Annotated in this window: 20 protein-coding genes, 1 tRNA gene and 1 pseudogene; 5 read left to right on the forward strand and 17 right to left on the reverse strand. The window is 38.1% G+C overall.

Going from position 1 to position 18,146, the window contains the following annotated elements; genetic code table 11:
• Nucleotides 1-557: 557 nt before the first annotated feature.
• Together ACQKMI_RS02715 and ACQKMI_RS02720 are read left to right on the forward strand one after the other, a co-directional pair.
• Nucleotides 558-1,094 (forward strand): DUF6241 domain-containing protein, encoded by a 537-nt coding sequence (locus tag ACQKMI_RS02715; protein WP_427487091.1) that lies wholly within the window; start codon nt 558-560, stop codon nt 1,092-1,094.
• 123 nt (nt 1,095-1,217) lie between these two features.
• Nucleotides 1,218-1,463: a hypothetical protein gene (locus ACQKMI_RS02720; RefSeq protein WP_427487092.1), complete on the forward strand. Its 246-nt coding sequence runs from the start codon at nt 1,218-1,220 to the stop codon at nt 1,461-1,463.
• Between the two features lie 138 nt (nt 1,464-1,601).
• On the opposite strand, the gene ACQKMI_RS02725 is transcribed toward ACQKMI_RS02720, so the two are convergent.
• Nucleotides 1,602-1,787: a hypothetical protein gene (locus ACQKMI_RS02725; RefSeq protein ID WP_427487093.1), complete on the reverse strand. Its 186-nt coding sequence runs from the start codon at nt 1,785-1,787 to the stop codon at nt 1,602-1,604.
• Between the two features lie 256 nt (nt 1,788-2,043).
• On the opposite strand from ACQKMI_RS02725, the gene ACQKMI_RS02730 reads away from it, so the two are divergent.
• Entirely contained in the window at nt 2,044-2,520 is a 477-nt protein-coding gene (locus ACQKMI_RS02730; protein WP_427487095.1) for a hypothetical protein, read from the forward strand.
• A gap of 119 nt (nt 2,521-2,639) precedes the next feature.
• Here the strand turns inward: ACQKMI_RS02730 and ACQKMI_RS02735 are convergent, their stop codons facing one another.
• Together ACQKMI_RS02735 and ACQKMI_RS02740 are read right to left on the reverse strand one after the other, a co-directional pair.
• Nucleotides 2,640-2,837, reverse strand: a complete 198-nt coding sequence (locus tag ACQKMI_RS02735; protein ID WP_427487096.1) for a hypothetical protein — start codon at nt 2,835-2,837, stop codon at nt 2,640-2,642.
• A gap of 180 nt (nt 2,838-3,017) precedes the next feature.
• Nucleotides 3,018-3,091: transfer RNA gene (locus ACQKMI_RS02740), tRNA-Arg, on the reverse strand.
• Between the two features lie 550 nt (nt 3,092-3,641).
• On the opposite strand from ACQKMI_RS02740, the pseudogene ACQKMI_RS02745 reads away from it, so the two are divergent.
• Nucleotides 3,642-4,307: pseudogene (locus tag ACQKMI_RS02745) on the forward strand (hypothetical protein).
• A gap of 14 nt (nt 4,308-4,321) precedes the next feature.
• On the opposite strand, the gene ACQKMI_RS02750 reads toward ACQKMI_RS02745, so the two are convergent.
• The 13 genes from ACQKMI_RS02750 to ACQKMI_RS02810 all read right to left on the reverse strand — a co-directional run bounded on the left by ACQKMI_RS02750 (nt 4,322) and on the right by ACQKMI_RS02810 (nt 15,816).
• Nucleotides 4,322-5,011 carry a YqjF family protein gene (locus ACQKMI_RS02750; protein WP_427487098.1) on the reverse strand — a complete coding sequence of 230 codons (690 nt, stop codon included), beginning with the start codon at nt 5,009-5,011 and terminating at the stop codon, nt 4,322-4,324.
• Nucleotides 5,012-5,072: 61 nt separating this feature from the next.
• Complete coding sequence (locus ACQKMI_RS02755) at nt 5,073-5,246, reverse strand: DUF2639 domain-containing protein (RefSeq protein ID WP_427487099.1); 174 nt, start codon at nt 5,244-5,246, stop codon at nt 5,073-5,075.
• Nucleotides 5,247-5,839: 593 nt separating this feature from the next.
• Nucleotides 5,840-7,300 (reverse strand): protein adenylyltransferase SelO, encoded by a 1,461-nt coding sequence (locus tag ACQKMI_RS02760; protein WP_427487100.1) that lies wholly within the window; start codon nt 7,298-7,300, stop codon nt 5,840-5,842.
• 315 nt (nt 7,301-7,615) lie between these two features.
• Complete coding sequence (locus ACQKMI_RS02765; protein WP_427487101.1) at nt 7,616-8,119, reverse strand: metallophosphoesterase; 504 nt, start codon at nt 8,117-8,119, stop codon at nt 7,616-7,618.
• A gap of 12 nt (nt 8,120-8,131) precedes the next feature.
• Nucleotides 8,132-8,725 carry an XTP/dITP diphosphatase gene (locus ACQKMI_RS02770; protein WP_427487102.1) on the reverse strand — a complete coding sequence of 198 codons (594 nt, stop codon included), beginning with the start codon at nt 8,723-8,725 and terminating at the stop codon, nt 8,132-8,134.
• Nucleotide 8,726: 1 nt separating this feature from the next.
• On the reverse strand, nt 8,727-9,476 hold the full coding sequence (gene rph / locus ACQKMI_RS02775) for a ribonuclease PH (RefSeq protein ID WP_427487103.1): 750 nt from the start codon (nt 9,474-9,476) through the stop codon (nt 8,727-8,729).
• 131 nt (nt 9,477-9,607) lie between these two features.
• A complete protein-coding gene (gene racE, locus ACQKMI_RS02780) occupies nt 9,608-10,405 on the reverse strand; it encodes a glutamate racemase (protein ID WP_427487104.1) in 798 nt (265 codons plus the stop codon).
• 10 nt (nt 10,406-10,415) lie between these two features.
• Complete coding sequence (locus tag ACQKMI_RS02785) at nt 10,416-10,868, reverse strand: MarR family winged helix-turn-helix transcriptional regulator (protein WP_053484913.1); 453 nt, start codon at nt 10,866-10,868, stop codon at nt 10,416-10,418.
• A gap of 75 nt (nt 10,869-10,943) precedes the next feature.
• Nucleotides 10,944-11,165, reverse strand: coding sequence for a helix-turn-helix domain-containing protein (locus ACQKMI_RS02790; RefSeq protein WP_368635680.1), 222 nt, complete (start codon nt 11,163-11,165; stop codon nt 10,944-10,946).
• Between the two features lie 561 nt (nt 11,166-11,726).
• Nucleotides 11,727-12,185, reverse strand: coding sequence for an acyl-CoA thioesterase (locus ACQKMI_RS02795; protein WP_427414445.1), 459 nt, complete (start codon nt 12,183-12,185; stop codon nt 11,727-11,729).
• Between the two features lie 415 nt (nt 12,186-12,600).
• Nucleotides 12,601-13,380 carry a succinate dehydrogenase iron-sulfur subunit gene (gene sdhB, locus ACQKMI_RS02800; RefSeq protein WP_427487106.1) on the reverse strand — a complete coding sequence of 260 codons (780 nt, stop codon included), beginning with the start codon at nt 13,378-13,380 and terminating at the stop codon, nt 12,601-12,603.
• 5 nt (nt 13,381-13,385) lie between these two features.
• Nucleotides 13,386-15,140 (reverse strand): succinate dehydrogenase flavoprotein subunit, encoded by a 1,755-nt coding sequence (sdhA, locus tag ACQKMI_RS02805; protein WP_427487107.1) that lies wholly within the window; start codon nt 15,138-15,140, stop codon nt 13,386-13,388.
• 67 nt (nt 15,141-15,207) lie between these two features.
• Nucleotides 15,208-15,816 carry a succinate dehydrogenase cytochrome b558 subunit gene (locus ACQKMI_RS02810; protein ID WP_427414448.1) on the reverse strand — a complete coding sequence of 203 codons (609 nt, stop codon included), beginning with the start codon at nt 15,814-15,816 and terminating at the stop codon, nt 15,208-15,210.
• Between the two features lie 272 nt (nt 15,817-16,088).
• On the opposite strand from ACQKMI_RS02810, the gene ACQKMI_RS02815 reads away from it, so the two are divergent.
• A complete protein-coding gene (locus ACQKMI_RS02815) occupies nt 16,089-16,523 on the forward strand; it encodes a YslB family protein (protein WP_427487109.1) in 435 nt (144 codons plus the stop codon).
• Between the two features lie 50 nt (nt 16,524-16,573).
• On the opposite strand, the gene ACQKMI_RS02820 is transcribed toward ACQKMI_RS02815, so the two are convergent.
• Entirely contained in the window at nt 16,574-17,833 is a 1,260-nt protein-coding gene (locus ACQKMI_RS02820; protein WP_427487111.1) for a methyl-accepting chemotaxis protein, read from the reverse strand.
• Between the last annotated feature and the right edge of the window lie 313 nt (nt 17,834-18,146).

The raw sequence follows: 18,146 nt of genomic DNA on the forward strand, positions 1-18,146 counted from the left end.
CAACGCTTACAGGCTCGCCTCCTCCCCTTTAATAGAATATGCACAACCTTTAAGTGTGTCGTGTTTCACGACTGACCCACATAGGTAGGTAGCATTTCGCTACGTACCTATGTGGTCGATTTTGACCAGCAACGTTTCTTGCTCGTAGGTGTCTAACGAAACGTTATATACCTAGAGTTAATGGGAAAAATCCCATAAACCTATTTGATGTGCGCCATTTGCACATCGGATAGAACATTTCACAATTTTGCCTTAGTCCGACAAATAATCGGACCTATATGTGTACTATATGTAATGTATATACACTGTAGTAGCTGTAGTCATAGGTACCTCGCACAGCACGAGGGACTTATATAACATACATATACATACTATATACTGTACTCACAGCAGTAGTCTTTTCAACATAAACAATGTTTATGTTGACCTAACCTATACATAATTGTATTGATTATATCTATTGAATCCAGTTTCAATAATTTGTTATTATTAACTTATTTACACAACCACCCTACCCAATTACATAATGAAATACATATTTATAAGTGAGGTTCAATATGAAAAGAAAAACAAAATCGGTTATCAGTATCATTGTAATATTAATCATCTTCGGTGGAGTGTTTGGTTACATCAAATTCACTGAACAAATGGGGAAACCTGTTCCTGAAAAAGAAAAAGCAATTGTTGAACATGCTGGAGTGACACTTGAAGATAAAATTGTTACAAAAGAAGAGTTGCTTTATCCTGACAACTTAATAGAACACAAAGTGAACGAAGCCATTCACAGCATGTCTCACCAGAAGGTTGAAGCTAAAGTAAAATGGGGTCACACGCAAATAACACAGGCTAAAGTTGACCGATTGTTAGCAATTTCCAAAGAAAGCAATTATAAATTTAAGGAGCTTTACATTTCAATATTGGAAAGATGGTCGAAAGGTGATTTTTCTCATGCTGTAGAAGATCATAACGCAATTTGGGAACTTCAAGGAGGCGAGGAATCAAGAAATTCAGGGAAAGCAATTCGTTTGTTGACTCCCGCTGAAGAACAAGCTTATATTGAAAACAATTTAAAATTTGACTTATATGATAAATAGCGCTCAGCAATGAGTGTTATTTTTTTATTTGTCCGCCATTTACCGGTCTGTTATCATAATATTAATTACTAAAAATCCACCAAATTACTAAGATTCAAAAAATTATCGGTGGAGGTTTTATATATGAAAAATGAACGAGAACAAATGACAGAGGATTACTATTTAAACATCGCTTTAAATGCAAAGGATTATGGGATGAAGAACATATATAAAAAGTCTTTAGCAATTGAATTGATTGAGTTGGGCCACGATTTGTCCCACACAATGCGAAATAAACTTAATCCTCGTTATCAGGTATTTACATTTTTTGAAACACCTGAGTTTGTAGAAGATTTACTAAAATTAACTGCAAAAAAATCAGAAGATTAATAACGTCACTTAATGTCACTGCTTAACCGCAGTGACGTTTTTTTGTTTAGGCGGAATCGTCAGTACTTACGTAATGTAAAGTACTTTTTTTGAATTTTTTAAAATCATTCCGTCCACTTCCATTTAACCTTACTCACTCTAGGTGTCAAGGTTCATCATTAATTCCATTTCAGACGCTGCGTAAATTACGTTGCCGACCGTTAAAGGTTCTCCCATAAATACGAACAAAGCGCCTTGGCCTTCGCTGTAATATACGTTGGTTTTACGTCCAGTCTGCCCGAGTATCTTCCCTTGAATATTTATGATGGCGGCTGCGATATTCAATTCCGTTCAATCCTCCTTTGATCTAGCGTCGAAACACTTTAGATGATAAATACATCAACTTATGATTTAAAACCATTTTTAGCCACGGCTATATGGGCGAAATGAAGGCGTTATGCTTCCTTATTACTCATTTAAAGGAAAAAGCTATGTTGTACCTTTGTTTAATCAAGACTGTTCGAAACAGTTACTTGCTATTTAACTAACAATGCTTAGCTGTTTGGTATAATAAATAAAAAAATGTTAGAGGTGATATACTATGAACACTCTACTATTATTTTATAAAATATATCAAAATCAGGATATTAAGACTGTCGATTATATTAATTGGGCTTTCACCATGTTGGAAAATAATTGTTCATCGTGTTCTTTAAATATCTTATCTTCTCTAAGAGAACCACTTAATATTTTTGAAGTAGAAGATTACTTTAAAAGAGCATTAAGTGAGATGGAGTTGCAAGAACCATCATATGAAGAGTGTGCTAGATATTATATTTTGCATTTATCTGAAAAAATACTACAAGATAAGAATAACGTTTTTGAAATAGTCTATGATATAAATAAAGTGATTCGAGATATTGATTACCCAGAAGACCTTGAAGAATGGTTCATCATAAGTGATATGGTAGATGAATTTCAATATGGCGGTAATAATTTTAAATTAACGAAGGAAGAGTTAATTGCAACAATAATAGATGAAGCAAAGAGTCAGTTGAAAAATAATAAAAAAAACTAGGTGTTGGCACAAAGATCTTTACTAGATACTTGTTGGCGCAAGCTCTAGCGAATAATTGCCGATTCTCCTGACGCAGGATCAGCTACTCTACTCGTTGGCGCGAGTGAGTATTTAACTTTTCATATATTAATCGCATAACAATTTGATGGATATCTATTCGGAATGTCGTTAATTACAACGTACGTTTCATAATCGTGAACAGCAGTACGCTCACGTAATCCGCTCGCTCGCATCTGTCTTACAAAAATCTCTAACGCTTTTTCGATAGATAGCGCAGACTTCGGATTAACAACGATCGGGTTCTTGCTATCCTCCACGCTGAATATTCCATTTAAATTCGTACCTACATTTAAACCGTTTCTTTTTTTAGACCACGCAAAAAAACCTCCTAACGTTTAGTTAGAAGGCGTTTCAATTTCCGCAGTTAGACCGCTTCATTGACCGCTATAAAACTACGCAAGAAGGTTGATTTGACGCGGTTCACACCGCAATTATGACGTCCCAGGAGGGATTCGAACCCCCGACCGACGGCTTAGAAGGCCGTTGCTCTATCCTGCTGAGCTACTGAGACATGATGTTATTTTTTATGTAGTCCATATCAAGGACAATATTTATTATATGTCCTTTTTACGATAAAGTCAACATTAATTTTACTATGAAGGCAAGGTTTGCCTCAATATAAATATTATATGATTTCCTGTACCTCATTATGCCATCTCTCTACTCTACTTTTGTTAAATAATACAAAGCAAAAAACTGGTGGATGCAAACATGTTTAAAGATTTAGTAGTTGTCGTAACTGGCGGTGCAAAAGGGATTGGGCAGCTAATACGAAAGAACAGGATGTCTTGTTGATCATTTCGATATTATACATATTTTAATTAATAAGGCGGGTAAATTTCAACATAAATCTTTTATGACGTAACATGGATGAATGGAATGATTTGATTCAAACAAATAATTTTTTCAGACATTAATCTAACAGTTGATGGTGGGATGACAAAGAAAATGATATATGAAGAATAGCCATATTCACTCCTATCATAAAATTGTTCTTTCATATATGGAAATACCTCAGAGTATTCTACAGTAGAAGAAAAACTGAAGGGAGTGGATATACATTGTACTCATATTCAAATGGATATTACGGTAGTCCTTTAAGTGCGTTATATAAAGCTACTTCCACACAATATACTGCACCTGTTCGCCATTTTTTATTGCCGCAGAACGATCATCGTCGCTGTATCAGTAGAGCTGAAGCTGATTTTATGGCAATGAATCGTTTATTATGGATGGAGCATGTCAATTGGACGAGGATGACGATTATTAGTATTGTGTTTGGCTTACCTGATTTACCCTTTGTGCAGAAGCGACTGTTACAAAATGCGACTGACTTAGGTAATTGTCTACGTCCATTTTACGGCGATCAAATTGCTGATCGTTATGCTGAGCTGATTTAAGAACATCTTCTTATTGCTGCACAGCTAGTAACCGCAGCTGCCAAAGGAGATGCTGCAACAGCGGATGAAAAGGAAATGGAATGGTATCGTAATGCTGACGAAATTGCCATATTTTTAAATCGAATTAATCCGTATTTAAGTATTGAGGAAGTGCAAAAAATGTTCTATACACATTTAGCTTTAACAAAAAAAGAAGCCGTGACTATGATTCAGAAAAACTATCTTGAGGATGTTCAAGTTTTTGACGACATTGAGGCAGAGGCACTTGCTATGTCGGATATGATTGCAAGCGCCATTGTCATGCAATTTTGTTACCTCTTTTATTAACGTTAATAAATCGGTTATTTCTTTTCCAAAATTGGCGAAAAAATTCTAGCCTGTTTACTCTTTGAATAATGAGCAATCGGTTGAATGCCTTGTATTGATTCCTTTACAAATGGAGCTAGTGTATTGCTTTCAATATTAATGTGGACTCGTTGCAGTTGCCATGGTATATGATCTATATCTATCCGAAATAAAGAATTTTTCCATTTTGACCAAGAACGATAACGTTCCACTAGCCATTTTTCAAAGGGAGAACTAATTATTTCACTAGCAATCGGTTGATATGAAATTTTCAACCTTTCTGTCAGTGCACCGTAATATATACTTGTAAACGAAAAATTGTTCTCTTTTTGTTTCATAGATATTTTAGAATGGCGATATGATAAACCACCCTTTGTAGTTATTTGTACAATAAAACGATTCGTAACATCTGAATTTAAAAAATAGACTCCTTTCATGCCGTTATATGTAACATATGTCCGGACATTAAGCTGCAAATAGGAATCAACTCCTGGGAATAGTGGTAGAAATCTTAGTCGTTGTCCTTTCACTTTAAAAAGGACAGCACTAAGCCAAGCGTTATTTTCATAGAGATCCAGTTGTAACTCTTGCGGAATGTACTGCTCTAAATCCTTAGGTGATACTGGCCAATGTAGAAACAACACATCTTGCCAAATTTGCGTCAAAATCCATGATTTACTCCACATAAAATAACTCCTTTCTGTAGTTAAATTCTTTCCTACAAAGGAGTTATTCAAACGAACATGACTATTTTTGTTCTGAATCTACTGTTTCTTTTTCAACATATCGGTAATATAAATTGCGCAGTTCGGATTCTTTATAATTGCCTAAATGACTTTTAAATTGTGGATGCACCAAAATACCATGATCTCGTAGTTGCTTCACAAACCAACCTTTTGAATACTTATGCACTTTACACATTCCCTTCACTACTATTCATACATAGCGTATGCTCGAGAAATTATGTAGTGACAATTTTTTCAAAATAAAAAAACGAAGAAATTATCCTTCGTTTCAACTGTTGAAAACCAAAATGGGTCAAGGTAATTTTGGTGAATGTTATGCTCTTTTAATGGGGTGATTTCCGTTCCAGGCTACTCGCTTTCCCACGGGAGTCGATTAGCCTGGAACGGAAAACAGCAATACCGTAGAACTTTTATAAATTTTATACATTTCAAAAGTGAACCCTATTGCTTCTCACAATAATCAACAGAAAAGACTAATTACAGTGACGCAATTGTACACCTGTTAATTCTAACGCTTTGCTGCCGCTACGTTAGAACTACGCTTTCGCGCAAAAACATCTGTTGGCCCGAGGCCCTGCAGCGAAGCGAAGCGGCTCATCGGACGCCCACAGGAAGCTCTGCCCTGCGCGAAAGCGAAGCGTCAGTGGCAAAGCGGCAAAGCGCCCAGCCGGAACGGAAATCAACTCCTCGTTTTGCCGAAGAGCTATACTTGCACCTTTATTTCATTGCAGCCAACAAAAAACGAAGGAATTCTCCTTCGTTTTCAACTTATGTGCCACAAAACGTTCGATATGGTTGGTTAGATGGTGTTGGTAATGTTGTATACTCCTGTTGCTCCTTAGAATGTGCAAAAGGGTTAGCAAGAGCTTCTAGTAATCGCTCCATTACACTATAGTCTTCCTGTTCAACAGCAGCCTCTAATGCTTCTTCTACACGGTGATTTCGTGGAATAACTGCTGGATTATGCTCACGCATTAATTGTTGAGACATGTCTTTTGTTTCTTGTTGTCTTTCTAGTCTTGCTTGCCAATTTTTATGCCATTCTTTAAATTCTTCTGTACTAAATAACGCTGATTCAGTGAATTTATCAAAGGTTAATGCGATAAATGTATTCGTATAGTCTGCTTGATGTTGCTGCATTAACTTTAGAAGCTCTTCAATTAGTGCCACGTCATGATCTTCTTCGTTGAATATCCCAAGCTTTGCTCGCATACCCGCTAACCAGTTTGCAAAATACAATTGAGGATATTGCTTAAGAGCCTCTTGAGCTAAGTGTATAGCATCTTCCTCATTTTCATGGATTAACGGTATTAATGATTCGGCAAATCGTGTTAAATTCCATCCTCCGATATTAGGCTGGTTACCATAAGCATAACGTCCTTGTCGATCAATAGAGCTAAATACTGTCGCTGGATCATAAGTATCCATGAAAGCGCAAGGACCATAATCAATCGTCTCCCCACTAATGGCCATATTATCTGTGTTCATGACTCCATGAATAAAACCAACTAGCTGCCATTTTGCAATAAGAGACGCTTGTTTCTTTATAACTTCCTGTAGTAGGGTTATATAACGGTTTTGAGCTATATCAGCATTGGGAAAGTGCCGTTCTAAGGCATAATCCGCTAATGCTCTTAGCTCCTCCTCCGTTCCAAAATTCGCTCCATATTGGAACGTTCCAACACGCAAATGACTGCTTGCAATGCGCGTTAAAACCGCGCCTGGAAGCTCTGTTTCACGGAGAATCATTTCGCCTGTAGTCACGACAGCTAAGCTTCGAGTAGTTGGAATGCCAAGTGCATACATGGCTTCACTCATAATATATTCACGTAGCATTGGACCAAGTGCTGCTCTACCATCTCCGCCACGGGAATAAGGCGTTCTTCCAGAGCCTTTTAGTGCGATATCAAAGCGTTCATGAGCTGGTGTTATTTGTTCACCTAATAACAGTGCTCTTCCGTCTCCTAGCATATTAAAGTGGCCAAATTGATGCCCTGCGTAAGCTTGTGCTATAGGCATGCCTCCGGTCGGATTGTTGCTACCTGCAAAAATCGCTACCACTTCTTCGCTTTTCAGAGCATCGCTGTTTAATCCAAGTGAATTGGCAACTGATTCATTTAACATGATTAACTTTGGTGAGCGAACTGGATTTAAATTGATTGATGTATAAAAAATGCTTGGTAGGCGGGTATAGCTATTATCAAAATTCCATCCCATTGTACTTTCCATGTTTTCTCCTTTGTTTCGTTTATATTTATTGTTTCTACTTCATCATAAACAATTCATAGCCATTTTTACCATTTGCATTTAACTACCTTCAGCAATTATTTTCTGTAGCGAAAGCAAAGCGTCAGCTACAGATGTTTTATGTAACGTAAGTGAAACGGCAGTTACAAATGTCTTTTGTACCGAAAGCGTAGCGACAGGTACAGAATTCTCCCACCTCTATAGGTGGTGACCGAACGCAATTATGCCAAGGCATAATTGCTTGTGGGATAAAACAAAAAACGCTTAGAGTTTCTATAACTTAAGCGTTTTTGTTTCTCATTTTCGCATAAACTTGTGGGTGGAAATACAGCTATTATCGTCCGTAAAGAACTTTACTTCAAAATACGTATCTTCAACCTCTACAAGGGCAAAGCTTTTTTCTTTACGACCTCGTGGTTTTAATAAGCTCCCCGGATTTAAAAATAATACATCATCAATCATTTCCGCTCCAAGAATATGTGAGTGACCAAAGCACGCAATTTGCGCGTTTACTTCTTTGGCACGATAGGATAATGACAAGATTGAAGTTTTAACATTGAATAAATGGCCATGTGTGACAAAGATTGTAGCGTCCTCTAAATCGAATACTTCTTCATCAGGGAAGGCTTTATCGATGTCACAATTCCCTCGTACTTTCTTCATGCCCTCCAATGCTTTATGGGAGAAAGGAAGCTCACTATCTCCACAATGAATGACAGCATCGACATGTGGGTAAAAGCCACGAACTTTTTCAATCACATTACTATCGCCATGTGTATCACTCATGACAAGTATTTGCATGGATATCACCTCTTATTTTATAAGATTAGGTAATTGTTCCTTTAACTTACGAATCGCATTCCCACGGTGGGAAATTGCTCCTTTTTCATCGGCTGTTAGCTCTGCCATCATACGATTTAAACTTGGGACAAAGAAGACTGGATCATAACCAAATCCGTTTGTACCACGTTTTTCGTGTGCAATAACACCTTCACAAGTACCAAAAACTGTTGTCGTCTCAAAACCAGGCCCTGCAATAGCAATGCAACAGCAGAAGCGTGCTGTACGCTTTTCATCCTCGACATTTTTTAAGTTTTCTAATAGTTTAACCATGTTGGCTTCATCATCATGATCACCAGCATAACGTGCAGAATACACACCTGGTTCACCATTTAATGCATCAACAGCTAAGCCACTATCATCAGCAATAACAATTGTACCAAGCTCTTTTGCTAATTCTTCTGCCTTTAAGATAGCATTTTCCTCAAAGGTAGTGCCTGTTTCGTCTATTTCCATCTCTGGGGCAACATCAAACATCGTTACAACTTCATAGCCAAGTGGTCCAAATAACGCTTCGAAATCTTTTGCTTTTCCTTTATTTTTTGTCGCAATTACTACTTGTTTCATGTTATTCATTTCCTCCCACTTTGTTAGCCAATTCACCTAGTGTCTCTTTTTGAAGTGCAATCAATTGTTGAATGCCCTGTTCACCTAACGCCAGTAGTTCATTTAACTCTTCACGAGAAAAGGTTGCTTCTTCACCTGTCCCTTGTAGCTCAACAAATCGTCCTGCTCCTGTCATGACGATATTCATATCTACGGCAGCAGCGACATCTTCAACGTAGTTTAAGTCTAAAATGGCCCCGTGATCCTCTACAATACCAACACTTGTTGCAGCTAAATAGTCTGTCACTGGGAATTTTTTTAATGGTTTTTCTTCAGCAAACTTAGCAATTGCCTGGGTCATCGCTACAAATGCTCCTGTTATTGAAGCTGTACGTGTCCCTCCATCTGCTTGAATCACATCACAGTCAATCCATACAGTACGTTCACCAAGTGCTTCTAAGTCCACGACTGCACGTAATGCACGACCGATTAATCGTTGGATTTCCATTGTACGGCCATTGACTTTGCCACGAGATGATTCGCGTGCTGTACGCTGTGCTGTTGCACGAGGTAGCATCGAGTATTCTGCAGTGATCCACCCTTTACCTTGTCCACGTAAAAAACCAGGAACCTTATCCTCAATCGTTGCTGTACAAATCACTTTCGTATTACCTACTTGAATTAATACTGAGCCTTCTGGGTGCAATAAATACTCACTATCTATTTTCACCGGACGCAGTGCATCTACATTTCTTCCATCAAATCTTGTCATATTTTTCGTTCCTCCTAAAAACTTTCGCGCACTCATCTTAACATAATTTTGACCTTCAAAAAAGTGCTCAGTCCCTATATACAATGCTAAAAACGTCAAAAATCAGCCTAGCCCATAGCTAAGCTGATTTTTTATTTTAATGTCATACGTTTTATATGAAGAGTACCTTGCTCAAGCCAACTTTCAGCAATCGAACGGAAAATTGGAACCGAACCAGTTGCATAATATTTATGAGCAGGCACAGCGTCTGGGTCAGCCAAAGTGCCATTATAAGCAAGCATTTCTTGAACATCCTTTGCTGTTTCCTCTGCGGAAGATAGCACAAAAACTTCTTCTCCTACAACAGCTTCAATTTGTTTTTGCAAAATTGGATAATGCGTACATCCTAGTATGACCGTATCAAATTGTTCATTTTTCAGCGGCTTTAAACCTTCCGCAATTAATTTATTTGCAAATTCACCTTTATATTCGCCACTTTCTACAAGTGGTACGAATGTTGGACAAGCAAGTGGAATAATATGAGTTGACGTATTCAGTGAAAATAAGGCTTCCTCATACGCCCCACTTTTAATTGTTCCTTCAGTTGCAAGCACAACGACTTCATGTCGCTTCGTTTTCTTTACAGCTGCACGTGCGCCAGCATTAATAACGCCTAGTACCGGAAAAGGCATATTTCTTTGTAAACTTTCGAGTGCTACTGCAGTCGCTGTATTACAAGCAATGACGAGCATTTTGATATTCATTTTCTCTAGTGCTTTTGCCATTTGCCAAGTAAAATTCCGCACTTCCTGTCGAGTTCTTGGACCATACGGACATCTTGCTGTATCACCAATATAATAGATTGTTTCGTTTGGTAATAACTTCATTATTTCTTTTGCTACGGTTAAACCGCCTACTCCTGAGTCAATAACGCCTATCGGGGCATTCATACTTTCCGCCTCAATCCTGTTTCATGTGTACATGTAGTTTTTCTAAATAGCTTGATAACTGAGCGACTTCTTGTTCGTTAAAACCAACAAGTTTCTCTTGCAAATATTGCTGTCTTTTTTCAATAACCTCTTGAATAATACGTTCGCCCTTTTCGAGAAGATGAACAACAACGACACGACGATCATTTTCGTCACGCACTCGCTTAACTAATTCATTTTTCTCCATTCGGTCCACTAAATCTGTTGTTGTACTAAAAGCTAAGTATAATCGATTTGACAGGTCGCCAATTGTTATATCTCCAAGCTCTTCTAACCACTGCAATGCAACAAATTGTGGCGGCGTAATCGCATATTGTGAAACAATCTCTCTTCCTTTTTGCTTCACAATCGCCGCTATATAGCGTAATTCCTTTTCAACCGTTGCAACGGTTTCAGGTGAGTGTTTGGTTACTTCATCCGACATATAACTATTTCACTCCTAAAAATACGTTGAATAGTTCTATTTTGTCGTTTTTTTTCTGAAATAGCAAGTGTCCATTTAGTCTAATTTAAATTCTTCTAAGCGTAACAGCTCAATTAACGCTTGAGATCGATTCGTTACACCTAACTTTTGAATTGTATTGGAAATGTGATTTCGCACTGTTTTTTCACTAATACCAAGTTGCTCTGCAATATCCCTCGTTGTTTTTTCAGCTAATAAAAGCGCAAATATTTCACGTTCTCGGTTAGTTAAAAGAGAACGATGATGAGAGCTATTCATTTTCAGTTACACCCTCCTCCCCCGCACGTATTGTAACTTATGTTAAGGAATGAGGAGCGGTGACGGCTATTTTCATGAATATCTCGTGTTTCCTAAAAAAATTCGGAAATTGCTTCCATAAGTTAATGAATTTTATGTAAAAGTGGCTCATCACCATAACGCGTGGTTGATTTTCGTTTCGACTGGGCGCTTTCCTGGGGGTGTCCGATGCTGCTTCGCCAACAAATGTTTTCTGCGCGAAAGCGTAGCGGCAGCAGCAAATGTTTTGTGTGCGATAGCGTATCGACAACAACAATATGAGGCGTGATCACAGGATGTGATTCGTTCCCCTATTTGCTCAATCCAGCGTCTCGGGCCAACAGATGTCTTTTGCGCGAAAGCGTATTGCTAACGTAGCGGCAGCAACGTGTTTTGTATGTGCGAAAGCGAAGCGGCAGCAACAACAGCACCGATGTTGGTCACGAAGGCGTTATCACAGGATGTGATGGTTTTAGCCTTCGTTCCTCTATCGCTAACCCCCAAGAAGTTGCCCAGCCTCCACTTTGTAATCCGTTTCCAATACTATATGAACACCAAACTTGCTAACTGAACTTTTACTTCTTCAGATAGAGGTACACTCTTCCCTGTTTGAGGGTCCATTTGCACTACCGTACCACGACCCGTAAAGCAAACCTCTTCATGCTGATTTTTCGCTAAGTAATGAATATCCATCGATGAGTTCCCTACTGTCGCTATCTTCGTATAAATTCTTAGCACATCATCAAAGAAAACTTGCTTCACGTAATCACACTGTAAGTCAGCTACTATAGGAATCGCTTCTACATTTCCATCAATTGCAGATGGCATGAGAACACCTAAATGACGGAAATAATCAATTCGTGCCTGTTCAAAATATGTAAAGCTAACTGTATTGTTCATATGACCGTACATATCTGTTTCTGAAAAACGTACACGAACCTCAATAAAAAATGCAAAATCCTTTGTCCATTCCTGAAAATCTCCGATATAATTTGCTTTCATCTTAGCCATCCCCCTAATTTTCATCGCTTATTCCCGAAACAACAGATGGAATTAGCAAGTCATAAATGAATATATATTCATTATAAAAGAAAACACAATATTATCATAGAAAATTCAGATTTTTGGGCTAATTCATTTAAAACTTTCTTGTTCTAAGTATTCTATTTTTGCTTCATACTATGCTGTTTTGAAATCATCATAGTTAGTTTATTAATCTTTCTTGAAAATGACCCTATTCAGAACTCTCAATACTACAAAACATTAATCAGTATGAGGTTCTTCATCTCCACTGAGTATAAATCTTCAACCATCGTACATTTACAAGCGATTAATCTACAAAATTATTTACTTATACACATAGAAAAAAACTCCCTCACACATTGAGTGTAAGGGAGTTTGGGTAAAGCTTGTACTATTAGTCAACGTGGTGGTCAGAACCGAAGAAGTTACGGAACATTTGCACTGTAGTTGCACGGTTTAATGATGCGATAGATGTTGTTAAAGGAATACCTTTTGGACAAGCAGCTACACAGTTTTGTGAGTTACCGCAGTTTGCAAGGCCTCCATCACCCATGATCGCATTTAAACGTTCGTCTTTAATCATTGCACCAGTTGGGTGAGTGTTGAATAGACGTACTTGTGATAATGGTGCTGGTCCGATGAATGAAGCTTTTTCAGACACGTTTGGACATGCTTCCATACATACACCACAAGTCATACATTTAGATAATTCATAAGCCCATTGACGTTTACCTTCTGGCATACGTGGACCTTCACCTAAATCATAAGTACCATCGATTGGAACCCATGCTTTAACTTTTTTAAGTGCGTTGAACATACGATCACGGTCAACTTGTAAGTCACGAATAACTGGGAAAGTTTTCATAGGCTCAAGTTTAATTGGCTCAGTCAATTGGTCAACAAGTGTTGAACAAGATTGACGTGGGCGGCCATTGATAACCATTGAACATGCACCACAAACTTCTTCTAGACAGTTCATATCCCATGCAACTGGTGTTGTATTTTCACCATTTGACGTAACTGGATTCTTTTGAATTTCCATTAATACAGAAATGACGTTCATACCATGGCGGTAAGGAATATCAAATTTCTGCCAGTAGCCATTGCCACCTTGTGTATCTTGACGTAAAATTTCAACTTTGACCATTCTTCCAGTATTAGCTGCGATATTCATAATTCTTAGTCTCCTTTCGCAGAGTAATCACGTTTACGTGGCGGAATTAATGAAACGTCGACTTCTTGGTACGTGATGATTGGATCACCAGTAGTTGGGTCAAATTTCGCCATTGTAGTTTTTAAGAACTGCTCATCATCACGGTTCGGGAAATCTGGTTTATAGTGTGCACCACGAGATTCGTTACGTAATAATGCACCTTTTGTCATTACTTTCGCTAGGTAAATCATATTTTTCAACTGACGCGTAAAGTGAGCACCTTGGTTACTCCATTTTTGTGTATCGTTGATGTTAATGTTTTCCCAACGTTTTTGGAATTCATCAAGTTTGTTCAATGTATCTTGAAGTTGGTCGTTGTAACGTACTACTGTCATAGTAGCTGTCATCATTTCACCAAGCTCTTTATGAAGCAAGTAAGCGTTTTCTGTGCCATCCATTTTCATGACAGCATCCCACTTAGCTTGTTCTTCTTTAACGCGAGCATCGAAAATCTCTTGTGGAAGATCTTCAGCATGCTTTTTAAGATGTTTAACGTAATCTACTGCGTTTGGTCCAGCAACCATACCGCCATAGATAGCAGATAATAATGAGTTCGCACCAAGACGGTTTGCACCATGTTGAGAATAATCACATTCACCTGCTGCAAATAGACCAGGAATTTCAGTCATTTGGTTGTAGTCAACCCATAATCCACCCATTGAGTAGTGAACTGCTGGGAAGATTTTCATTGGTAATTTACGTGGGTCATCCCCTACGAATTTTTCGTAGATCTCGATGATACCACCTAGTTTAACGTCTAATTCATGCGGATCTTTATGAGAAAGATCTAGGTATACCATGTTTTCGCCGTTGATACCAAGTTTTTGGTTTACACAAACGTCGAAAATTTCACGTGTTGCAATATCACGTGGTACTAAGTTACCATATGCAGGATATTTTTCTTCTAGGAAGTACCAAGGTTTACCGTCTTTATAAGTCCAAATACGGCCACCTTCACCACGAGCTGATTCTGACATTAGACGGTTTTTGTCATCTCCAGGAATCGCTGTTGGGTGAATTTGGATGAACTCACCATTCGCGTATGAGGCACCTTGTTGGTAAACGATAGAAGCAGCAGAACCTGTATTAATAACAGAGTTTGTTGTTTTACCGAAGATAATACCAGGGCCACCAGTCGCCATAATAACAGCGTCTGCACGGAATGATTTGATTTCTTCTGTACGCATATCTTGCGCTACGATACCACGACAAACGCCGTCAGGATCGACTACTGCACCAAGGAATTCCCAGTGCTCATATTTGTTCACTAAACCAGCTACTTCGTGAGAGCGAACTTGCTCGTCTAGTGCGTATAGTAATTGTTGACCAGTTGTTGCACCAGAGAATGCTGTACGGTGCATTAAAGTACCACCGAAACGACGGAAGTCAAGAAGACCTTCTGGTGTACGGTTGAACATTACACCCATACGGTCCATTAAGTGAATAATACCAGGGGCTGCATCACACATACCTTTAACAGGTGGTTGGTTCGCTAAGAAGTCCCCACCATAAACTGTATCATCAAAGTGGATCCAAGGAGAATCCCCTTCACCTTTTGTATTTACTGCACCATTAATTCCGCCCTGCGCACATACAGAGTGTGAGCGTTTTACAGGAACTAATGAGAATAAATCAACTTCAGTACCAACTTCAGCTGCTTTAATCGTTGCCATCAGACCAGCTAGACCGCCGCCGACAACAATTATTTTGCTTTTCGCCATGATTATTTCTCACTCCTCTTAAAAAATTGCAATGATTGCCATGTGCTCTATAGTAGCTTCTATTACATTAAACGAAAGCTAAAATAGCAGCCACACCAACTACACTTAGAATTACGAAAATAATGTTTGTTACATAAGTAGCAATCTTTTGAGACTGAGGAGATTGTACAATACCCCAGCTTACTAGGAATGCCCATAAACCGTTAGATAAGTGGAAAGTCGCTGATATAATACCAACAATGTAGAATCCAAGCATAAATGGATTAGAAACGATATCTGCCATCATGTCGTAATCAACTTCTGTACCAAGCGCTTTTTGAATACGAGTTTGGAAAATATGCCATGCAATGAAGATCACTAAGAATACACCAGTGAAACGTTGTAATGAGTACATCCAGTTACGGTATGTGCTGAAACGTCCTGTATTTGGTGTAGCAGTGAATGCAATGAAGACACCATAAAATGCGTGGAACATTAATGGAATATAGATGACAATCCATTCAACTAGGATAAGGAATGGAATCTTTTCCATATTTGCGGTAGCTGCGTTGTAACTTTCTGCTCCGCCTGTTGCTGTAAAGTTAATTAACAGGTGCATCGTTAAAAACAGACCTACTGGAATGATACCAAGTAGAGAATGTAAGCGACGCCATAAAAACTCTCGATCTTTCGACAAGACTGTTACCCCCCTTAGTACTTAAAATATCACATCAAAAGAAGTCATCATTTTGTAACTGATACTTCATTGACTGTGTATTTCATCATGGTACAATATTATGACATGTTTATTGTACTCTCAAGAGCTACGAGCGTCAAGGCAACTAAGAGTTTTTCATATTCCTTATTAAAGAAACAATCTAGTACATGATGCGTCGTTTTTTCTCGAAAAATCTATCTTTACTTTATCAGTGTCGAATTATAAGAAAATTCTAAGAAAGAAGGATTTAAATGTTAAACACTTCATCACCTACAATCTCAGCATTTGGCTATGAGATAATTCGCGATTATATTTTATCTTCCATTCTTGGTAAACATGAAGGTGATGTTCTTTACTGGGCAGGAAAAGACCTAGCACGGAAGTTCCCATGTAAAAGTCAAGATGAACTTATCGCATTTTTCGCAGATGCCTGTTGGGGTAATTTAGAGCTTGTCAAAGAATCGAAGGATGGACGGACATTCCAGTTGACAAATGATCCAGATTTATTACAAATCGGTCTTCGTAGCTTTAGACTTGAAGCAGGATTTATAGCTGAACAAATCCAGCAGGTAAAAGGTTATTTAACTGAGTGCTATGATGAAAAACGTGAAAAGCAACAGAACGTTACATTTACAGTTAAATGGGACGTCAAGGAACGAATCATGAACACCGTTCCTTCAGAATAAAACGAAAAGGATTGTCATTCCAAATTGATGGATGACAATCCTTTTAATATTTATAGTTGGGCATGTCTTTCTTTTAACAGTACATCTATTAACGAAATAAACGCTTCTAAAATATTTAGTGAGTATTGAATCACTTCCTCTAAGTTTTTGATTGATAGTTCATTCACTAATTTTTGTGCGGCCGTATGTACTAATTCATGGGGTTGTTCTATATGACGATATTCTGGTAAATTCCGATATTCCTCAAAATGGCCATAATACCATTCCCCAAACTTACATTGATGATGCGTTTTTATAATTTCTTTATGGCCAGCCTTTTGTATAGCATTTCGTAAAAAGCTTGCATGGTCCATTAACCTTGCTGCCAATTGGCTAACTACCGTTTGCTCTTGGGGTTTACGGATTGTAGGTGCAATAGCTTTTAACATTTCAGATACTTGATTTTGTATTATATCCGAGAAGTCACTAGTATGTGATAATTCCGTCGTTGTTTCCGCTAAACGACCTACAGCTATTACATTTTCTTCTGATGCGGCTGTTATTTGATGAATTCCATGTGCTGCTTCTTCAATATTTTTACTAGTTACAGTCAAATTAGCAATATTGTTCTTCATGATACTTAAAAAGTCAGTTAAATAATGTTCGACTTGTTTGATATTTGTGATTGTATTATGTAATTTCTTATCAATGACTGATCGAATCTTCGTCATTTCTTGCAATGAACCTTTCGAGCTGTTGGCTAACTTCCCTACCTCCATCGCGACAACATTAAATCCTTTGCCATGCTCACCAGCACGTGCCGCTTCAATAGAGGCATTTAAGGATAGTAGTTGTGTTTGATTAGCAATCCCGGTTACACTTTTACCGATATCATCCATTTTAGTCATTTCATTATACAACTGCTCTGTTGAATGAGCTCCTTTAGATAACAACTCCTGAACCATTTCACCTTTTGTAATGGACGATTCCATTTCCTCTACAAGGAGTAATGAATGCTGTTTGATTTCTTGAATGTTTGCATTAACATTTTGCTCAACTGCCAGCATCTCTTCAGTATTTGACGACATTTCTTCACTCATGGCTGAAAGATCCCCTACACCCGTTGAAACATGTTGAACCTTTAAAGCCGTTTGAAAATTAATTAACTCCATATGCGCTAGTACAAAGTCCAAAATCGCATTTTTCACATCAATGCTTTCCTGTTCAAGTTCCAATTCCAGAATGCGCTTTTTTAATATTTGTATTTCTAAATCGTTGTTTCTCTCAACGCTTTCATCCACTGGCTTTTGAAACAAACCAAACAATACCATACAACCCCCTCCTTCCACTTGGTAAAACATGTCACATTTCATTATATAACAATAGAATTGGATAAAAAGTAATAAATTACTGTAAACAAAAAAGATGTGCCATTTAATGACACATCCTATTCAATATTATATGTAAAGCGCTTGTTTTAATATCAATTATGCCTCGGCATAATTGCGTCCGGAATCGGCTTTGTGCTTAGGCCTGCACGACGCAGGTCAGTTAGCCGTTATCGCATGGATGCGATGATTTTAGGCTAACATCCCCTAAGGAGTCCTTTCCGATTCCTTGACATCCGCCGGAGGCTTTAGGCCA

The organism is Lysinibacillus sp. NPDC097214, assembly GCF_050277945.1.
GTDB classification, from domain to species: Bacteria; Bacillota; Bacilli; order Bacillales_A; family Planococcaceae; genus Lysinibacillus; species Lysinibacillus xylanilyticus_B.

Bases quoted from the DNA above. Each gene is read 5' to 3' on its own strand.
- ACQKMI_RS02785 (WP_053484913.1), bottom strand. From the start codon at position 10,868: ATGTCGGATGAAGTAACCAAACACTCACCTGAAACCGTTGCAACGGTT.
- ACQKMI_RS02770 (WP_427487102.1), bottom strand. From the start codon at position 8,725: ATGAAACAAGTAGTAATTGCGACAAAAAATAAAGGAAAAGCAAAAGAT.
- ACQKMI_RS02765 (WP_427487101.1), bottom strand. From the start codon at position 8,119: ATGCAAATACTTGTCATGAGTGATACACATGGCGATAGTAATGTGATT.
- rph (WP_427487103.1), bottom strand. From the start codon at position 9,476: ATGACAAGATTTGATGGAAGAAATGTAGATGCACTGCGTCCGGTGAAA.
- racE (WP_427487104.1), bottom strand. From the start codon at position 10,405: ATGAATGCCCCGATAGGCGTTATTGACTCAGGAGTAGGCGGTTTAACC.
- sdhA (WP_427487107.1), bottom strand. From the start codon at position 15,140: ATGGCGAAAAGCAAAATAATTGTTGTCGGCGGCGGTCTAGCTGGTCTG.
- ACQKMI_RS02755 (WP_427487099.1), bottom strand. From the start codon at position 5,246: ATGTGTAAAGTGCATAAGTATTCAAAAGGTTGGTTTGTGAAGCAACTA.
- ACQKMI_RS02815 (WP_427487109.1), top strand. From the start codon at position 16,089: ATGTTAAACACTTCATCACCTACAATCTCAGCATTTGGCTATGAGATA.
- ACQKMI_RS02795 (WP_427414445.1), bottom strand. From the start codon at position 12,185: ATGAAAGCAAATTATATCGGAGATTTTCAGGAATGGACAAAGGATTTT.
- ACQKMI_RS02820 (WP_427487111.1), bottom strand. From the start codon at position 17,833: ATGGTATTGTTTGGTTTGTTTCAAAAGCCAGTGGATGAAAGCGTTGAG.
- ACQKMI_RS02790 (WP_368635680.1), bottom strand. From the start codon at position 11,165: ATGAATAGCTCTCATCATCGTTCTCTTTTAACTAACCGAGAACGTGAA.
- ACQKMI_RS02730 (WP_427487095.1), top strand. From the start codon at position 2,044: ATGAACACTCTACTATTATTTTATAAAATATATCAAAATCAGGATATT.
- sdhB (WP_427487106.1), bottom strand. From the start codon at position 13,380: ATGAATATCGCAGCTAATACTGGAAGAATGGTCAAAGTTGAAATTTTA.
- ACQKMI_RS02720 (WP_427487092.1), top strand. From the start codon at position 1,218: ATGAAAAATGAACGAGAACAAATGACAGAGGATTACTATTTAAACATC.
- ACQKMI_RS02750 (WP_427487098.1), bottom strand. From the start codon at position 5,011: ATGTGGAGTAAATCATGGATTTTGACGCAAATTTGGCAAGATGTGTTG.
- ACQKMI_RS02715 (WP_427487091.1), top strand. From the start codon at position 558: ATGAAAAGAAAAACAAAATCGGTTATCAGTATCATTGTAATATTAATC.
- ACQKMI_RS02760 (WP_427487100.1), bottom strand. From the start codon at position 7,300: ATGGAAAGTACAATGGGATGGAATTTTGATAATAGCTATACCCGCCTA.